Source organism: Paractinoplanes rhizophilus (assembly GCF_042664765.1).
GTDB classification, from domain to species: Bacteria; Actinomycetota; Actinomycetes; order Mycobacteriales; family Micromonosporaceae; genus Actinoplanes; species Actinoplanes rhizophilus.
In genome coordinates, this window is record NZ_JBHTBJ010000018.1 from 80,997 (window position 1) to 97,457 (window position 16,461).

Annotated in this window: 13 protein-coding genes; 11 read left to right on the forward strand and 2 right to left on the reverse strand. The window is 72.2% G+C overall.

Going from position 1 to position 16,461, the window contains the following annotated elements; translation table 11 throughout:
* The first annotated feature begins 38 nt into the window (after positions 1 to 38).
* Complete coding sequence (locus tag ACFQS1_RS23540; protein ID WP_378971955.1) at positions 39 to 722, forward strand: MBL fold metallo-hydrolase; 684 nt, start codon at positions 39 to 41, stop codon at positions 720 to 722.
* 24 nt (positions 723 to 746) lie between these two features.
* Entirely contained in the window at positions 747 to 2,060 is a 1,314-nt protein-coding gene (hisS, locus tag ACFQS1_RS23545) for a histidine--tRNA ligase (protein ID WP_378971957.1), read from the forward strand.
* 413 nt (positions 2,061 to 2,473) lie between these two features.
* Here hisS and ACFQS1_RS23550 read toward each other — a convergent pair whose 3' ends face one another.
* Positions 2,474 to 4,273, reverse strand: coding sequence for a serine hydrolase domain-containing protein (locus ACFQS1_RS23550; protein ID WP_378971959.1), 1,800 nt, complete (start codon positions 4,271 to 4,273; stop codon positions 2,474 to 2,476).
* A gap of 193 nt (positions 4,274 to 4,466) precedes the next feature.
* Here ACFQS1_RS23550 and ACFQS1_RS23555 point away from each other — a divergent pair, with 193 nt between their 5' ends.
* Together ACFQS1_RS23555 and ACFQS1_RS23560 are read left to right on the forward strand one after the other, a co-directional pair.
* A complete protein-coding gene (locus ACFQS1_RS23555) occupies positions 4,467 to 5,399 on the forward strand; it encodes an acyl-ACP desaturase (RefSeq protein WP_378971961.1) in 933 nt (310 codons plus the stop codon).
* 1 nt (position 5,400) lies between these two features.
* Complete coding sequence (locus ACFQS1_RS23560; RefSeq protein ID WP_378971963.1) at positions 5,401 to 5,853, forward strand: GNAT family N-acetyltransferase; 453 nt, start codon at positions 5,401 to 5,403, stop codon at positions 5,851 to 5,853.
* A 25-nt stretch (positions 5,854 to 5,878) separates the two neighbouring features.
* Here ACFQS1_RS23560 and ACFQS1_RS23565 read toward each other — a convergent pair whose 3' ends face one another.
* Positions 5,879 to 6,379: a PaaI family thioesterase gene (locus ACFQS1_RS23565; RefSeq protein ID WP_378971965.1), complete on the reverse strand. Its 501-nt coding sequence runs from the start codon at positions 6,377 to 6,379 to the stop codon at positions 5,879 to 5,881.
* A 55-nt stretch (positions 6,380 to 6,434) separates the two neighbouring features.
* Between ACFQS1_RS23565 and ACFQS1_RS23570 the strand changes: the two genes are divergently transcribed.
* The 7 genes from ACFQS1_RS23570 to ACFQS1_RS23600 all read left to right on the forward strand — a co-directional run bounded on the left by ACFQS1_RS23570 (position 6,435) and on the right by ACFQS1_RS23600 (position 16,265).
* Positions 6,435 to 6,917 (forward strand): winged helix-turn-helix transcriptional regulator, encoded by a 483-nt coding sequence (locus ACFQS1_RS23570; protein WP_378971967.1) that lies wholly within the window; start codon positions 6,435 to 6,437, stop codon positions 6,915 to 6,917.
* 9 nt (positions 6,918 to 6,926) lie between these two features.
* Entirely contained in the window at positions 6,927 to 8,519 is a 1,593-nt protein-coding gene (locus tag ACFQS1_RS23575; protein ID WP_378971969.1) for an MFS transporter, read from the forward strand.
* A gap of 46 nt (positions 8,520 to 8,565) precedes the next feature.
* Complete coding sequence (locus tag ACFQS1_RS23580; RefSeq protein ID WP_378971972.1) at positions 8,566 to 9,345, forward strand: cyanophycinase; 780 nt, start codon at positions 8,566 to 8,568, stop codon at positions 9,343 to 9,345.
* Positions 9,342 to 12,137, forward strand: coding sequence for a cyanophycin synthetase (gene cphA / locus ACFQS1_RS23585; protein WP_378971974.1), 2,796 nt, complete (start codon positions 9,342 to 9,344; stop codon positions 12,135 to 12,137). The genes ACFQS1_RS23580 and cphA overlap by 4 nt, the downstream gene beginning before the upstream one ends.
* A gap of 562 nt (positions 12,138 to 12,699) precedes the next feature.
* Entirely contained in the window at positions 12,700 to 14,772 is a 2,073-nt protein-coding gene (locus ACFQS1_RS23590; RefSeq protein ID WP_378971977.1) for a serine/threonine-protein kinase, read from the forward strand.
* Between the two features lie 216 nt (positions 14,773 to 14,988).
* Entirely contained in the window at positions 14,989 to 15,234 is a 246-nt protein-coding gene (locus ACFQS1_RS23595; RefSeq protein ID WP_378971979.1) for a hypothetical protein, read from the forward strand.
* A gap of 128 nt (positions 15,235 to 15,362) precedes the next feature.
* A complete protein-coding gene (locus tag ACFQS1_RS23600) occupies positions 15,363 to 16,265 on the forward strand; it encodes a sigma-70 family RNA polymerase sigma factor (RefSeq protein ID WP_378971981.1) in 903 nt (300 codons plus the stop codon).
* Positions 16,266 to 16,461: the final 196 nt, after the last annotated feature.

A 16,461-nucleotide genomic window follows, 5' to 3' on the forward strand; every position in this document is an offset into this window, starting at 1 on the left:
TTACGATTCGTACCCGATCTTTGCGTGGAGTGGGTCAGTTGCTCGTCACTGGGTTTCCGGCTGAAGCCTTCGGCACCAATTGCTATGTGGTGGCCGCCGGGCCGGGCGAGCAATGCCTGATCGTCGATCCCGGCATCGGGGTTCTCGACCGGCTCGACGAGGTGCTCGCCCAGCACCGGCTCCAGCCGGCCGCCGTGCTGCTCACGCACGGGCACCTCGATCACACGTTCTCGGTGGCGCCGGTCTGCGGGGCGCGCGGGATCCCGGCGTACGTGCACCCGGCCGACCTCGAGATGCTGGCCGACCCGGCCAAGGGGCTGAGCGCCGACCTGTCCGCGGTGTTCGGCGGCCGGTTGAGCTACACCGAGCCGTCCGACGTCGCCGAGCTGACCGACGGAGCCGTGCTCAACCTCGTCGGCCTCGAGGTGACGGTCGACCACGCCCCGGGCCATACCGGCGGGTCGGTGCTGTTCCGCCTGCCCGGGGACGATTCGCCGCTCTGCCTCGCCGGCGACTTGCTCTTCGCGGGATCCATCGGGCGCACCGACCTGCCGGGCGGGAACACCGCGACGATGATGACCAGCCTGCGGGACAAGATCCTGCCGCTGGCCGACGACACCGTCGTGCTGCCCGGCCACGGACCGGCCACCACCATCGGCCGCGAGCGCGCGACGAACCCGTACCTGCGGGAGCTGATCGCCGCGCCCGGCCGTGGTCTCTGATCGCATCAATAGGAGATTTTGAGAATGCCGATTTCCGGCTTCCCCGAATGGCTGCCCGCGCAGCGCATGATCGAGCAGCGGGTCATCGACCGGATTCGCGCGACCTTCGAGCTGTACGGCTTCGCGCCGCTCGAAACCCGTTCCGTCGAGCCGCTGGAGACCCTTCTGAGCAAGGGTGAGACCTCGAAGGAGGTCTATCTGCTGCACCGCCTCCAGGGCGATCCCGGCGACGCCCCGTCCGACGATCAGCTCGGCCTGCACTTCGACCTGACGGTGCCCTTCGCTCGGTACGTCGTGGAAAATGCCGGCAAGCTGGTCTTCCCGTTCCGGCGCTACCAGATCCAGAAGGTGTGGCGGGGCGAGCGGCCGCAGGAGGGCCGCTACCGCGAGTTCCTGCAGGCCGACATCGACGTGGTCAACCGGGACAACCTGCCGTTCCACTACGACACCGAGATGCCGCTGGTGATCGGGGACGCGCTGGGCGGGCTGCCGATCCCGGCCGCGCGCATCCAGGTCAACAACCGCAAGGTGTGCGAGGGCTTCTACCGGGGCCTGGGCCTGTCGGACACCGACCAGGTGCTGCGCACCGTCGACAAGCTCGACAAGATCGGCCCGGCCCGCGTGTCGGAACTGCTGGTGGAGACGGCCGGCGCATCACCGGCCCAGGCGTCCGCGTGCCTCGACCTCGCGGCGATCTCGGCCGAGGACGCGTCCTTCGTGGACGCGGTGCGCAAGCTGGGTGTCGCCGATCCGCTGCTCGACGAGGGCCTCGAGGAACTCGTCCGGGTCGTCGAGACCGCCCGCGAGCACGCGCCCGGCCTGGTCGTCGCCGAGCTCAAGATCGCGCGCGGCCTCGACTACTACACCGGCACGGTCTACGAGACCCAGCTGCGCGGCTACGAGCGGTTCGGGTCGGTCTGCTCCGGCGGCCGCTACGACAACCTCGCCTCCTCGGGCAAGGAGAGGTTCCCGGGGGTCGGCATCTCGATCGGCGTGTCCCGCATGCTCGGCGTGCTCTTCGGCCAGCGAGCGCTGAGCGTCTCCCGCTCGGTGCCGACCTGCGTGCTGGTCGCGCTGCCGCACGAGGACCAGCGGGTGGCCTGCGACCGGATCGCCGCGTCGCTGCGGCGACGCCGCATCCCCACCGAGGTGGCGCCGTCCGCCGCCAAGTTCGGCAAGCAGATCCAGTACGCCGACCGGCGCGGGATCCCGTACGTGTGGTTCCCTGGTTCTCCGGACACGGTGAAGGACATCCGCTCCGGCGACCAGGTCCCCGCCGACGCCGCGACCTGGCAGCCCCCGGCCGACGACCTGCACCCGGTCGTGTCCGGCGCTTGAGCCCTGCCCCCGACCCGCATGCACATCGCGCCCCGGGTTACCGCGGCGCGGGCGGGTCCGCCACCTCACCTGCTCCGATCATTTCGTTTCACTGAGGCCGGCGCGGCGTTCCTGACGTCGCGCCGCTTCCCGCCGTTGTGCACCGCTTTTCACCGTTATGCGCTGCTTTCCGCGGTTGTGCCCCGCTTCCGCGCTGCGCCGCTCCCCGCCGTTGTGCACCGCTTTCCGCTGGGCGCTTCGCGCCGCCTTTCCGCTGCACCGCTGCGCGCCGCTTCGGCTGCGCGCCGCTTTCCGCAGCGCGTCGCTTCGCGCCTTCGCACCCGTCGCCGCACCATCTCCCGCGGTGTGCTCAGCGATCTTGATGACCTGCGGTTAGTCGCGAACACCACCTCATCAGAACTAGCCGTTAGTGATCAACTTCCGCCCGAACAACCCGACATGTCGGGCGCCGGAGCGTCAGCTGTCCCACCAAGTGGCCCGCTCGCCCAGCCCGCAGGACCCACCGCCACCTTGTGGGAACGAGTCTCGGCGCGTTGGCGTGACCGCCACATCATGGGATGCTGCCGCCCGCGCGACCGGCCCCAGCTCACCGCGCCCACTCGCATCTCCCCGAATGCCACGAGCCGCGCCCCCAAAGGCGGGTCCCGCAGACCCCGCACCCCGAGCCAAGTGGGTGATCTCCTCGCGACGGCACCCCCGGCAATATCGCGCTGGTGGGTGGGGTGCAAGCGGGGTTTGCTTGCGCCCCACCCACCGGTGTGATCGCCTCCAGGCGCCGCCGCGAGGAGATCACCCACGCCCCCACCGCAACCATCGCCAGCCAGATCTCCGAGCGATGGCCGGGGTGGGGGGCGGAGCCCCGCGAACTTGACCTTCGAAAACAAGCGCCAATCGATCTTCGCAGCGCCCCGCAGACCGCCCCCACCCCGGCGCTGGGCGGGGCCGAGTAGACCACCCGCGTACGACAAGAACGGGGCGCTGTCCACAGGGCGGAAGAAGATCAGGACGGCAGCTGCCGGTGCATCACCTCGACGGTCTGCGGCAGGTGCGGCGTCGTGAGCGTGTAGGTGGGAGCGCCGCCGCACAGCGCCACCACCAGGAAATTGATCAGGGCGATGTCGATCGGGTGCGGCTCGGTCGCCGAGCTGGTAGAAGGCCATGTTCTGGGCATACGTCACCTGGCGGCTGCCGTCCGGGCTGTGCCACGACACCGTCTGGTGGCCGATCGTGCCGCCGTCGTGACCCCAGAAGCGGCCGCACGGCAGGTCCACCCAGTACAGGCCGAGGCCGTAACCGCCGGCGGCCGGGTCGGCGGGCACCTGCGGGACGGTGGTCTGCATCTGGGCCAGCAGGGCCGGCTTCAGCAGGCGGCCGGTGAGCAGCGCGCGGTAGAAGACGTTCAGGTCACGGGCGGTGGAGACGATCTCGCCGGCGGCCCAGGCCCACGACATGTTGCATTGGGTGAAGTCCTTGAGCGTGCCGTCGGTCCACGGCACATAGGCGTGCATGTGCGGCCCGCGGATGCCGGGGTCGGCGCCCTCGAAATAGGTGTGGCGCAGGCCCAGCGGCCGCAGGATCCGCTTGGCGATCTCGGCGCGGTAGCTGTGCCCGGTCACCCGCTCGATGATGATCCCGGCGAGGATGTAGTTGGTGTTCGAGTACGAGTGCATCGCGCCGGGCGGGTTGGTGGCGCCGGCGCCGACCCCGATCCGCACCAGCTGCTCGGGGGTGTAAAGGGTGCCGCACAGCGTGGGCAGGTCCTCGAGTCCGGACAGGATCGTGGTGTCGTAGTCGCCGATGCCGCTCGTGTGGTTGAGCAGCATCCGCACGGTCACCTCGCGGGCCAGGCCGGCGGGGACGAGGCCGCGCGGCAGATAGCGGCCGATCGGCGCGTCCAGGGCGATCCGGCGCTCGCCGGCCAGCTGGAGCACGGTGGTGGCGGTGAAGGTCTTGGTGATGCTGCCGATCCGGTGCCGCATGCCGTCGCGCACCGGGGCGCCGGTCGCGACGTCGGCCACGCCGGTGGTCGGGGTCCAGGTGCGGCGGCCGTCGCGCACCTCGGCGAACGCGCCGGGCATCCCGGCCGCGTGCACGGCGTCGAGCTGTTGCTGCAGCAGCCGGCCGAAGGTGTCGCCGGAGGTAGCCGCGGCCGGCGCCGCCGGAGCGATCAGCACGGCGAAGGTCGTCAGAACGGTCAGGGTGCGTCGCAACATCGCTGCCTCCCGGGTCGTCAGGAGCCATCCATGATGGTCCATCAGCGCCGTGAGTCAGCCGAGGCGGCCGTGAGTCAGCTGAAGCGGCCGTGAGTCAGCTGAAGCGGCCGTGAGTCAGCTGAAAATGTGCGACCTCTCGGGGAGTACCGCCCGGTAAGAGGCTACGGTAGCGTAAGTTACGCAACCGTAGGGAGTGATCGTGGACCAGACCGCCCTGCTCATCGAGCTGGAGCCCGTGGTGGCCGCCAACCTCGACCGGCATCTGTCGCTGGCCAAGGAGTGGTTCCCGCACGAATACGTGCCGTGGAGCGAGGGGCGGACCTTCGACGGTCTTCTGGACGGCGAGCCGTGGCGCGAGGACGACTCGGCGATCCCGGATGTGGCCCGCACCGCCCTGATCGTGAACCTGCTGACCGAGGACAACCTGCCGTCGTACCACCACGAGATCGCGACGCTCTTCGGGCGCGACGGCGCGTGGGGTACCTGGGTGCACCGCTGGACGGCCGAGGAGGGCCGGCACGGCATCGCGCTGCGCGACTACCTGACGGTGACCCGGGCGGTCGACCCGGTCGCGCTGGAGCGCGCCCGGATGACCCACATGCAGGCCGGGTACGCCAACGCGCACCCCGAGGAGATGATGCACTCCATCGCGTACGTGGCGTTCCAGGAGCTGGCCACTCGCATCTCGCACCGCAACACCGGCAAGGCGACCGGCGACCCGCTCGCCGAGCAGCTGCTGGCCCGGGTGGCGGCCGACGAGAACCTGCACATGGTCTTCTACCGCAACCTGCTGGCCGCGGCCTTCGACCTCGACGCCGACCACGCGATGCAGGCGGTGGCCGACGTCGTGGCGGGCTTCGAGATGCCGGGCGCCAACATCGAGGGCTTCCAGCGCAAGGCGCTCTCGATCGCGCTGGCCGGCATCTACGACCTGCGCCAGCACCGGGACGAGGTGCTGCAGCCGGTCCTGCGCCAGTGGAACGTCTTCGGCCGTACCGACCTGACCGCCGCGGGCGAGAAGGCGCGCGAGCAGCTCGCGGCGCACATGGACGAGCTCGAGGTCCAGGCCGCCCGCTTCGAGGAGAAGCGCGAGGCCCGGCGCCGGCGCCAGGCCGAGAAGCGGTGAGGTGATCCGGGAACGCGCGGCCGGTGACCTCGCCGCCTGCGTGGCGGCGCTGCGGGCGGTCCACCTGAGCGACGGTTACCCGCGGAACTGGCCGGCGGATCCGGCCCGGTGGCTCGCGCCGCGCGGGCTGCGGCGGGCCTGGATCGCCGAGCTGCCGGGAGTGGGGCTGGCCGGGCACGTCGCCGTTCAGGGGGACGGCGAGGTGTCCCGGCTCTTCGTGACGCCGGACGCCCGGCGGCAGGGCGTGGCCGAGGCGCTGGTGCGACGGGCGGTCGAGTGGGCGCGGGCGAACGGGCTCCGGCTGACGCTGAACGTGACCGAGGAGCAGCGGTCGGCGGCGATCGCCTTCTACGAGGCCACCGGGTGGCGGTACACGCACACCAGCGTCGCCGGCTGGACCGGCCCGGCGGGGGAGCCGGTCCGGTTGCGGCACTACGAGCTCGACGCCGACTGAGGCAGCGCTACGACATCGGACAGCGCTACGACATCTCGAACAGGATGCAGGAGCTGGTGGCGTGGGCCATCAGGCGGTCCGCGCCGTCGACGATGCTCGCCTCGGCCAGCGCCGTGCGGCGCCCGCGCTGCAGGACCTTGCCGGTGCAGACGATGCGGCCGGTGGCGATCGTGATCGGGCGCAGGAACTTCACCGTCAGGTCGAGGCTGGTGTAGCCGACGCCGACCGGCAGCGTGCTGTGCACCGAGCAGGCGGCGGCGGTGTCGAGCAGCGTCGAGATGACGCCGCCGTGCATGGAGCCCAGCGGGTTGTAGTGGAACTCCTGCGGGTCGAGGCGCAGGGTGACCGTGCCCTCCTCGGCCTCCAGCGACGCCAGATCGATCAGGTGCATGATGGGCGGCGCCGGGAAGTCGCCCCGCGCCATGGCCTGCAGCAAGTCCAGGCCGCTACGCCGGCCGATCTCGGCGGCGTGGGCGGCGGGGTCGGTCCAGCCGAACGTGCGGGTGCGTTCCTGGGTCTGCGTCATGGATTCAGGCTTCGGGCGGTTGCTGCGTCTGTCAAGTAGACCTAGCCTGGCTGTCATGCATCCCACAACCTCCCCCGACGCGCTGAGCTGGTCGATCGACGGCTGCACGATCGGGCGGGCGATGGAAGTGCTCGGCGAGAAGTGGACCGTCGTGGTGCTGCGGGAGGTCTTCAACGGGATCCGGCGCTTCGACGACATGCGGGTGCGCACCGGGATCCCGCGGCAGGTGCTCACCAATCGCCTGGCGATGCTGGTCGAGCAGGGCGTGCTGCGGCGTGAGCCGTATCGGGAGCCGGGCGCGCGGGAGCGCCACGAGTACCGCCTGACCAGCAAGGGGCTCGACGTCTACCCAGTGCTGATCACGCTGCTCGAGTGGGGCAACCGCTACCTGGCCGATCCGGGTGGGCCGCCGCTGCGGTTCGAGCACCGCGACTGCGGGGCCGAGGTGCACGCCGAGCTGCATTGTTCAAGCGGCCACCGGTTGCGCGACCCGCGTGCGGTCGTGCCGAGGCCCGGCCCGGGGGCGCGGCGCCGATAGGTTCCTGCCGTGACAACTACGGCCTCGCCCTGGACGCCGCTGCGCCACCCGGTGTTCCGGAACCTGTCGATCGCGGTGCTCGCCAGCAACGTCGGCACCTGGATGCAGACGGTCGGCGCGCAGTGGCTGGTGGTCAAGGAGCCGGACGCGGCCACCTGGGTCAGCGCGGTGCAGGCCGCGACGACGCTGCCGGTGCTGCTGCTCGCGCTGCCGTCGGGAGCGCTCGCGGACCGGTTCGACCGGCGGCGGCTGCTGCTCGCGGTGCAGGTCGCGCTGTTCGCCGTCGGCTGCTGTCTGAGCGCGCTCACGGCGGTGGGCCGCATGCCGCCGCCGCTGTTGCTGGTCTTCACGTTCCTGTTCGGCGTGGGGCAGGCGCTGACGCTGCCGTCCTGGCAGGCGGTCATCCCCGAGGTGGTGCCGCGCGACGAGCTGCCGTCGGCGTCGGCGCTCGGCGCCGTCAACACCAACCTGGCGCGGTCGGCTGGCCCGGCCGTGGCCGGGTTGCTGGTCGCGCAGATCGGCTCGGCGGCGGTCTTCGCGTTGAACGCCCTCTCGTTCGGGGTCTTCGCTCTCGTTCTCGTCGCCTGGCGGCGCAAGCCGCAGATCCCCGCCTCGCATCCGGAGCACCTGGGTTCGGCGCTGCGGGCCGGCGGGCGATACGTGCGCTATTCGCCGGTGGTGCGGCGGCTGCTCGGCCGGGTCGTCCTCTTTGTCCTGCCGGGCAGCGTCATCTGGGGCCTGCTCCCGCTCGTCGCCCACCAGGAGCTGCGGATGGGCGCGAGCGGCTACGGCATCCTCCTCGCGGCGCTGGGCGTGGGCGCGATCGCCGGCGCCCTGCTCATGCCGAGGATCCGCAACCTGATCACCCCGAACCAGCTGATCGCCGCCGCGGGCGCCGGCTACGGCCTCGCCCTGGTGGTCATCGCCCTGGTGCCCGACCGGTACGCGGTCACCGCCGCCCTGGTCGCGGCCGGGCTGGCCTGGATGACGCTGGTGTCGCGGATGAACGCGGCGCTGCAGCTCTTCCTGCCGAACTGGGTGCGTGCCCGCGGCTTCGGCATCTACCAGGTCGTGTTCGCCGGCGGGCAGGCCTTCGGCGCGCTGCTCTGGGGCCAGGTCGTCGAGCACAGCAGCCTGAAGGTCGCCTACCTGGCCGCGGCGGCGCTGATGCTCCTCGGCACGGTGACCGTGCGCTGGTGGCCGATCCACGAGCAGGACGGCACCGACCGCAGCCCGGCGATCTTCTGGGCCGAGCCGCACCTCATGCTCGAGCCACACCTCGACGAGGGGCCGGTGCTGGTCACGTCCGTCTACCGGGTCGACGAGGCGAACGTCGATGCCTTCCGCCAGGCGATGGCGGCGCTGCGGGGGTCGCGCCAGCGCACCGGCGCGACCCGCTGGGGGCTGTTCCGCGACGGCGCGGATCCCTCGCGGTTCGTCGAGGTCTACCAGGTGCCGACCTGGGCCGAGCACCTGCGGCAGCACGAGGGCCGGCTGACCGTGCGCGACGAGGAGATCGAGGAGAAGGCGGTCGCGCTGGCGCGCGGCCCGGCCGAGGTGACGCACCTGCTGCCGGCCGAGCTGAATGACAAATCGGACTAAGGGCATTGGCCGGATGTTTCGCGTTTGTTCCGTTTAACCTGAGGCTGTGTCGAGTCGCCGGCTCCTGATCATCGGCGGCGCGGCCGGACCGGGCCTGCTCGGCCGCTTCGTCTCGCTGGCCGGCGGCGCGGCAGCCCGCATCGTCGTGATCGCCACCGCCAGTTCCGAGCCCGCCGAGGCCGAGAACGCCCACCGCGAGGCGTTCACCGCGCTGGGCGCCGGCGAGGTGCACGCGCTGCGGCTGTCCACCCGCGGCGAGGCCCAGTGCGAGCAGCCGCTGCTGAGATCCGCCACCGGCGTCTTCTTCACCGGCGGCGACCAGGAGCGGATCTCCTCGATCATCGGCGGCACGACCGCCGACGCGGAGCTCCAGCAGCACCCGCTGATCGGCGGCACCAGCGCCGGCGCGGCGGTCATGTCCGGCACGATGATCGTCGGGGGCGACGCGCCCGGGGTGACCCGGGCCGGCGTGCGCACCGGGCCCGGCCTCGAACTGCTGCCCGGCGTGCTGATCGACCAGCACTTCGCCGAGCGGGGACGGGTCAACCGGCTGCTCAGCGCGGTCGCCCGCTATCCGCACGAGCTCGGCCTCGGCATCGACGAGGACACCGCGATCCTCACCGACGGCGACCGCTTCGAGGTCCTCGGCGCCGGCGCGGTCACCGTGATCGACGCGGGCGCCGCCACCGACATCCGGGTTCCGGCCCGGGGCCCGATCACGCTCACCGGCGCGCGCATCCACGTGCTCGCCGCCGGGCACACCTTCCACCTGACGGGACGCCGGCCGGTCGTCGACGCGCCCGCGCCTGAACGGGGAGTCGCATGAAGATCGAGAGCCTGCGCCGCCTGCGCGGACCCAACGTGCACGTGTCGCGCCCGGCGATTGTCGCGGGCCTGCGGCTGGAGGAGCTGGCCGGGCGGGAGACCTCGGACGTCACCGGCTTCGCCGAGCGGCTGCTGCGGGCGCTGCCGGGGCTCGCCGACCACCACTGCGCGGCCGGGGCGCCGGGCGGCTTCGTCAGCCGGCTGCGCGGCGGCACCTACTTCGGCCACGTCACCGAGCACGTCTGCCTGGAGCTGTCCCAGCTGATCGGGCGGGACGTGAGCTTCGGCCGTACCGTCTCGACCGGCGAGCCCGGGCTCTATCACCTGATCATCGAGTGCCCGGTGGACGAGCCGGCCGAGTCCGGCGTCCCGGGCGACCTGCTGGCCGTCGCCGTCGACCTGGTCACCGAGATCGTCTCGGGGGTGTCGTACTCGAGCGCCGTGCTGGCCGCCGCCGGCGCCGGCGTTGCCCAGATGCAGCATGGATCGGCGGGCCGGCTGGCGATGCTGGCCGCGACCGCCGAACGGGAGGCCACCGGGCCGAGCACCCGGGCGATCATCGCGGCGGCGCGGCGGCGGGGCATCCCGGTGGAGCGCTGCGCCGACCTCAGCCTGGTGCGGCTGGGCTGGGGCAACCGGCGCCGGCTGGCCTGGGCCGCGATGAGCGATCGCACCAGCGGCGTGGGCATCGACATCGCCGGCGACAAGGAGATCACCCGGCGGCTGCTGCTCGACGCGGGCGTGCCGGTTCCGGCCGGCGGAGTGGCGCGGTCCGCCGCCGAGGCCGCCCGCCTGTTCGCCACGCTGGGCGCTCCGGTCGTGGTCAAACCCCGCCGCGGCCGGCAGGGCGATCGGGTCACGCTGAGCGTGACGACCGGGGCCGAGGTCGCGTACGCCTTCGCGGCGGCCGGCCAGGACGTCGTCGTCGAACGGCAGCTAGGCGGCCGCGACTATCGGGTGCTCGTGGTGAACGGCGAGATCGTGGCGGCCGCCGAGCGGATCGCCGCGCACGTCGTCGGCGACGGCCGCAGCACCGTCGCCGAGCTGGTCGACCGCACCAACAGCGACCCGCGCCGCGGCGCCGGCCATTCCCGGGTGCTGACCCGGATCACCGTGGACGACGCCTCGATGCGGGTGCTGGAACGGCAGGGCCGCTCGCTCGGCGACGTCCCGGCGACGGGGGAGAAGGTCTGGCTGCGCGAGACCACGAACCTGTCGACCGGCGGCACCAGCCACGACGTCACCGACCGGATGCACCCCGACGTGGCCCGGCTGTGCCTGCGGGTCGCCGCGCTGGTCGGGCTGGACATCGCCGGGATCGACCTGCGGCTGCCGGACATCGCCGAGCCGTTGCCGCCGGCCCGCGCCGGCCGGGAGGTCACCGGCGGCGTGATCGAGGTCAACGCCGTGCCCGGCCTGCGGATGCACCTGGCCCCGGTGCGCGGCCGGTCGCGCGACGTGGGCGACGCGATCGTGCGGGCGATGTTCCCGGCGGGCTCCGACGGCCGCATCCCGACCGCCGCGGTGACCGGCACCAACGGCAAGACCACGGTGGCCCGGCTGACCGCGCACCTGCTCGCCGACACCGGCATGCGGATCGGGCTGACCACTAGCGACGGGGTGAGCATCGACGGCCGCACCATCTTCCGGGCCGACGCGACCGGGCCGCTCTCGGCGCAGATGGTGCTCGGCGACCCCGGGGTGCAGGCCGCGGTGCTGGAGACAGCGCGCGGCGGATTGCTGCGGCGCGGGCTCGGCTACGACTGGTCGGACGTCGGTGTGATCACCAACATCACCGCCGACCACCTCGGGCAGGACGGGCTGGACACGATCGACGACCTCGCGCACGTCAAGGCCCTGGTGGCCGAGCGGGTCCGGGACGGCGGGACGCTGGTGCTCAACGCGGACGACCCGTGGGTGCGCTCGCTGGTGGACCGGCCGCGGGTGCGCGCCGACCGCAAGCGGATCGTCTGGTTCGGGCTCGACCCGCGGCAGCCGGTGGTGGTCGAGCACCTGGCCAAGGGCGCGACGGCCTATCTGCTGCACGACGGGTGGCTGGTGCAGGCGACCGGCGCCCGGCGCACGCCCATGCTGCGGGTGGCCGACCTGCCCGGGGCGTACGGCGGGGCGGCGCCGCACGCGGCCGCGAACGCGCTCGCGGCGGTGGCGGCGGCCCGGGCGCTCGGGGCCGGGCAGGAGTCGGTGGCGAGCCGCCTGGCCGACTTCGACCCGCCGGTGGCGAACCCGGGCCGGGCCACGCTGCTGCGGATCGGCGACGTTTCGGTCTTCGTGGACTACGGGCACAACCCGGCCGCGCTCGCGGCCACGCTGCGCACCCTGCAGCGGCTGTGGGGCGTCGAGCGCTGCGTGGCCGCGGTGACGCTGCCCGGCGACCGCCGCGACGACCTGCTGGCGGCATGCGCGCAGATCGTCGCAGACGGGGTCGGCCGGGCGGTGCTCTACGACGACGAGGATCCGCGCGGCCGGCAGCCGGGGGAGGTGTCGGGGCTGGTCGAGCGGGAGATGCGGGCCCGGCGACCCAAGCTGCTGGCGCTGCGGGCGGACGGCTACCGCGAGGCGATCACCGAGGCGGTGCGGCTGGCCCGGCCGGGCGACGTGGTGCTGGTCCTCTACGAGTCGCTCGCGCCGGTGCTCGCACTGCTGGCGGAGCTGGGCGCGGTGCGCGGCGCCGACGTGCCGGTGCCGTCGGGGATGGCGCTGCCGACCACGAAGGCGCCGGGCGCGGTGCAGTCGCCGGCCCGGGAGCTGGCCCGGGGCGTGCTGCTGGGGTGACGCGTCCGGTCACGAAACGGCGCCTTAGTCCGACTTATCGCGAGATGGACGCGCCGGGTGATGATGTGGCACGCGGAAATGGCTGAACAGGTGGGGGGATCACCCGATCAGATGGGGTTGCACAGGTAGATCCTTCAACATTTGTCGTAGGGCTAGTAATCAAAGATCATGAGTTGGTGACGGGTTTCGTCTCGCTGCGTGACACGTTGACGACAATCAGTGGGCCGCTCGGGTGGGCACATTCAGAAACCAGAACTAGCGACGCATCGGTTATAGACCGAAAAGTCTGGAACTAGCTCGCGAAACGGTGCCGGAAACAGTCCAAGATCCGACTTTCGGCCCCTCCGAAGATCACCCCGACGGGTGGCATATGCGCGGAAACGGTCCGTAACGATCCGCAGGTGGGGCAGCCTGCGGGTATCTCGTGATAGTGCCCCGGGTGGGCTAACATCCTCGCCGTCGATGGGGAACGCACGGTCCAACGCCGGGCCGGGCCGACCCCGGCGCCGGATGGCATGGCGGTGTGATCCGGCGTTTCTTCGGAGCGCGCATGTGGGGGCACATGAGCACGACGGACCTGCCCGGGTCGAGTCTGCTGGCCGGTCGATACCGGCTGGTGGAGAGACTTGGCGCCGGCGGGATGTCAGTGGTGTGGCGAGGGTTCGACGAGGTCCTCGGACGGCAGGTCGCGGTCAAGGTCCTGCCGCCGTCGACGAGCACCGACCCGGCCTTCCGGCGCCGGCTGCGGGCCGAGGCCCAGGCGGCGGCGAGGCTCAGCCACCCGAACATCACCAATGTCTACGACTACGGCGAGGCCACCACCGTTGACGGTGAGCCGGTGCCGTACGTCGTCATGGAATTGATCGACGGCGAGTCGCTCGCCGCCGTGCTCGCCCGGACCCGCCGGCTGCCCTGGCAGCACGCGGTCCGGATCACCGCCGAGGTCGCCGCGGCGCTCGCGGCCGCGCACGCGCGCGGCATCGTGCACCGCGACGTCACCCCGGCCAACGTCATGCTCACCCCGACCGGGGCCAAGGTGGTCGACTTCGGCATCTCGGCCCTCATCGGGGAGAACGACATAGACCCCGACGGCAGCCTGCTCGGCACCCCGGCCTACCTCGCGCCCGAGCGGCTCGAGGGCGGCCAGGTCAGCCCGGCCACCGACGTGTACGCGGTCGGCCTGCTGGTCTACCGCACGCTGATCGGCCAGCTGCCCTGGGACGTCGGCACCACCACCGCGCTGCTGCGGGCCCATCAGTACGTCGAGCCCGACCCGCTGCCCGCGGTGGAGGGCCTGCCGCCCGCGGTGGACGCCCTGGTCGGCCGCTGCCTGGAGAAGCACCCGTCCGACCGGCCGTCCAGCGCCGAGCTCGCGCACGTGCTCGCCCAGATCGCGGCCGGGGCGCCGCTGGCCGCCCGGGGCTACGTCCCGGACTGGTCCGAGAGCGGCGAGGACACCACGATCCTGCCGGCCCAGCGGTCCTACCCGGATGTGATCCGCCAGGAGCCGGGACCGGCCGTCGGCGGGCCGGAGGCGCCGGCCCGCAACAGCCGGTTCGCCGAGCTCAAGTCGGGCCCGGTCCTGATCGGGGCGGCGGCCGGAGCGGCCGCGGCGGCCGGCTCGGAGGCGGATGACACGGGTGCGGACGGGGCAGCCGATGGGGGTGCGGCTTCGGCCGACAGCCCGGCCCTGCGCAAGGCGTACGACAACAAGCCCGGCGGCCCGCCACCGGGCGAGCAGGACAAGGCCCGCAACAACTCCCGCGAGCACACCCGCCGGGTGCTGTTGGCGGCGGGCGCCGTCCTGCTCCTCGGCGCCGGCACGTACGCGTGGAGTCTGGCCAACAACGTCCCCGGCAGCGCCTCCAGCCGGCGCTCCGTCGCGCCGCAGCCGAGCGTGGTGCCCGCCACCGGCAAATGCGTGGTCAGCTACGCGGTCTGGTCGGAGGCCAACGGCCAGTTCAAGGCTCAGGTGACGCTGGCCAACCGGGCCGACGTGCCGGTCGACAACTGGAAGCTGTGGTTCATCATGCCCGGCGACCAGGTGGTCTCGACCAGCGGCAAGTCGCAGCTCACCCAGGCCGGCCAGGGCGTGACGGTCACCTCGGCGGCCCCGCTGCGGCCGCAGACCACGCTGAACGTGCCGATCACCGGGACCTATCAGCAGAACAACACGGCGCCGCTGGCGTTCATGCTGAACAACCGCACCTGCGAGACGTTCGTGTCGGCCAAGCCCGGCCAGCCCTCCCGGCAGGTCGAGCACCTGTCGGACGGCACGGTGCGCCTGGGTGCGACCCCGGTGGCCAGCAACCCGACGGTGGGCGTCTCGGTCGACCCGGGTGGCATCGTGCACATCACGCCGACCACGGCGCCGGCGACCACGCCGGTCACGGGCGGCGGAACGACCTCACCGGGCACCTTGCCGCACTCGTTGCCGGCGTCCCAGGACCCACCAGACGCGACGGCGACGGTGGCACCGACCCCGCCGCCGACGAAGACCTCGCCGACTCCGGAGGAATCCGAGACGTCCACCGATCCCGTGGTGGAGACGAGCCCCTCGCTGGAGAGCCCGCCGCCGGCCCTGCCGAGCGACGAAGGCTGCGTGAACATCAACGACCCGGACTGTTTCACCTGATTCAGCCGGTGATCGGCCGTCCGACAAAAAGCACGAGTCGGGCGGCCGATCATCGCGTTAGGGTGAAAGTGATGTGAGCAGTCACTTTCTGGAGCGATCCGTTCCCCCGGCACCGATGAGACGAACGTGCGGCGTGGCGGACACCCCGGACACGCCCGGCGGGCAAGAATCGCTCCAGCGGGGCCATATCGTCGTACATCGGGGAGATCGACCAAAATGATCAGCATCGTGAAGGATCTGGCGGCGGAGGCGCTGTTCGTCTCCAGCCTGCAGCCGTCCGAGAGCCCCAGCAGGCAGGCGGTGGAGCAGGCCGTCACCGCGATGATCCTGCTGCACGGCAGCGACGGCTGCGCGGCCGAGGTGGCCAGCGAGTTCGGTGATCACCCGGAGATGGCGGTCCGCCGTATGCACTGGGTGCACCACGAGCTCATCGGCGTGGTGACGCCCGCGGTCGTGAACTGATACCTGAGCTTTTCTCGTAAAAAGCACCCCAAAAGCAACCGAGTTCGTCCGCCGCTGCACCTTTCGGCGGCAAAAGTTCTCCTCGTCAGCCGGTTTTCACCACCGGTCGTATGAGCGAGGAGGACCACGTGACGACCACGACCGAGCTCCCCGCCACCATCGGCACGACCCACGACGCGCCGTCCGCGCGTGACATCGAGGATCTCGTCCGCGAGAACATGCCGATGGTTGGCCATCTGGTCCGGGAGCTGCTCAACCGGGTACCGGGCCATGTACACGCGGATGACCTGTCGTCGGCCGGATTCGCCGCCCTGCTCGGCGCGGCCCGATCATTCGACGTGACCAGGGGAATTCCCTTCCACCGCTTCGCCGCGGTCCGGATCCGCGGCGCCCTGCTGGACGAGCTGCGCGGCCAGGACTGGGCGAGCCGCTCGGTGCGGGCGCGGGCGAGGCGCACCGCGGCCGCCCGCCAGGAGCTGACCGCCGCGCTCGGCCGTACGCCCACCGACGCCGAGGTGGCGGAGCTGCTGGGCATCGGGGTCGCCGAGCTCGCCACCGTCGAGGACGACGTGCAGAAGGCCGCCCTGCTCAGCCTGCAAGGCTTCCCCACCGGCGCGGCCGAGGAGATGGTGCCGGAGATGTCGGAGGGGCCGGAGGACCTGCTGCTCAAGCGCGAGCGGCTCGGCTACCTGCACCAGGCGATCCAGGCGCTGCCTGAGCGGCTGCGCCAGGTGGTCACCGAGTCGTTCCTGCAGGAGCAGCCGCTCAGCGACGTCGCGGCGCGGCTGGGCGTGACCGAGTCCCGGATCTCCCAGCTGCGCACCGAGGCCCTGCAGCTGCTCCGCGAGGGCCTGAACAGCTCGCTGGCGCCCGAGCTGCTCACCGTCGCGGCCGGCGGACCCCGGACCCGCAAGGGGTGCCTGCAGCGCCGGCGCTCGGAGTACTTCGCCCGGGTGGCGCAGCAGGGCAACCTGCACACCCGGCTGGCGCTCACCGACAGCCACGGCGTGCCCATCGCGGTGGCCGCCTGAGAAGCGCCCCAAAAGCGGCGGCCGAAGCGCCCGAAAAGCGGCCGAAGCGCCCGGAAAGCGGCGGCGGCCGAAGCGCCCGGAAAGCGGTCAGCGGCCCGCTCCGGCCGGCGCCGGGGCGGGCCGCGCACCCGGCCGCCGGCGACCTGGGCCTCGAGGCCGCCGGAGTGCGCGTGGCCGCCGGACGGCAGGCGGCCGT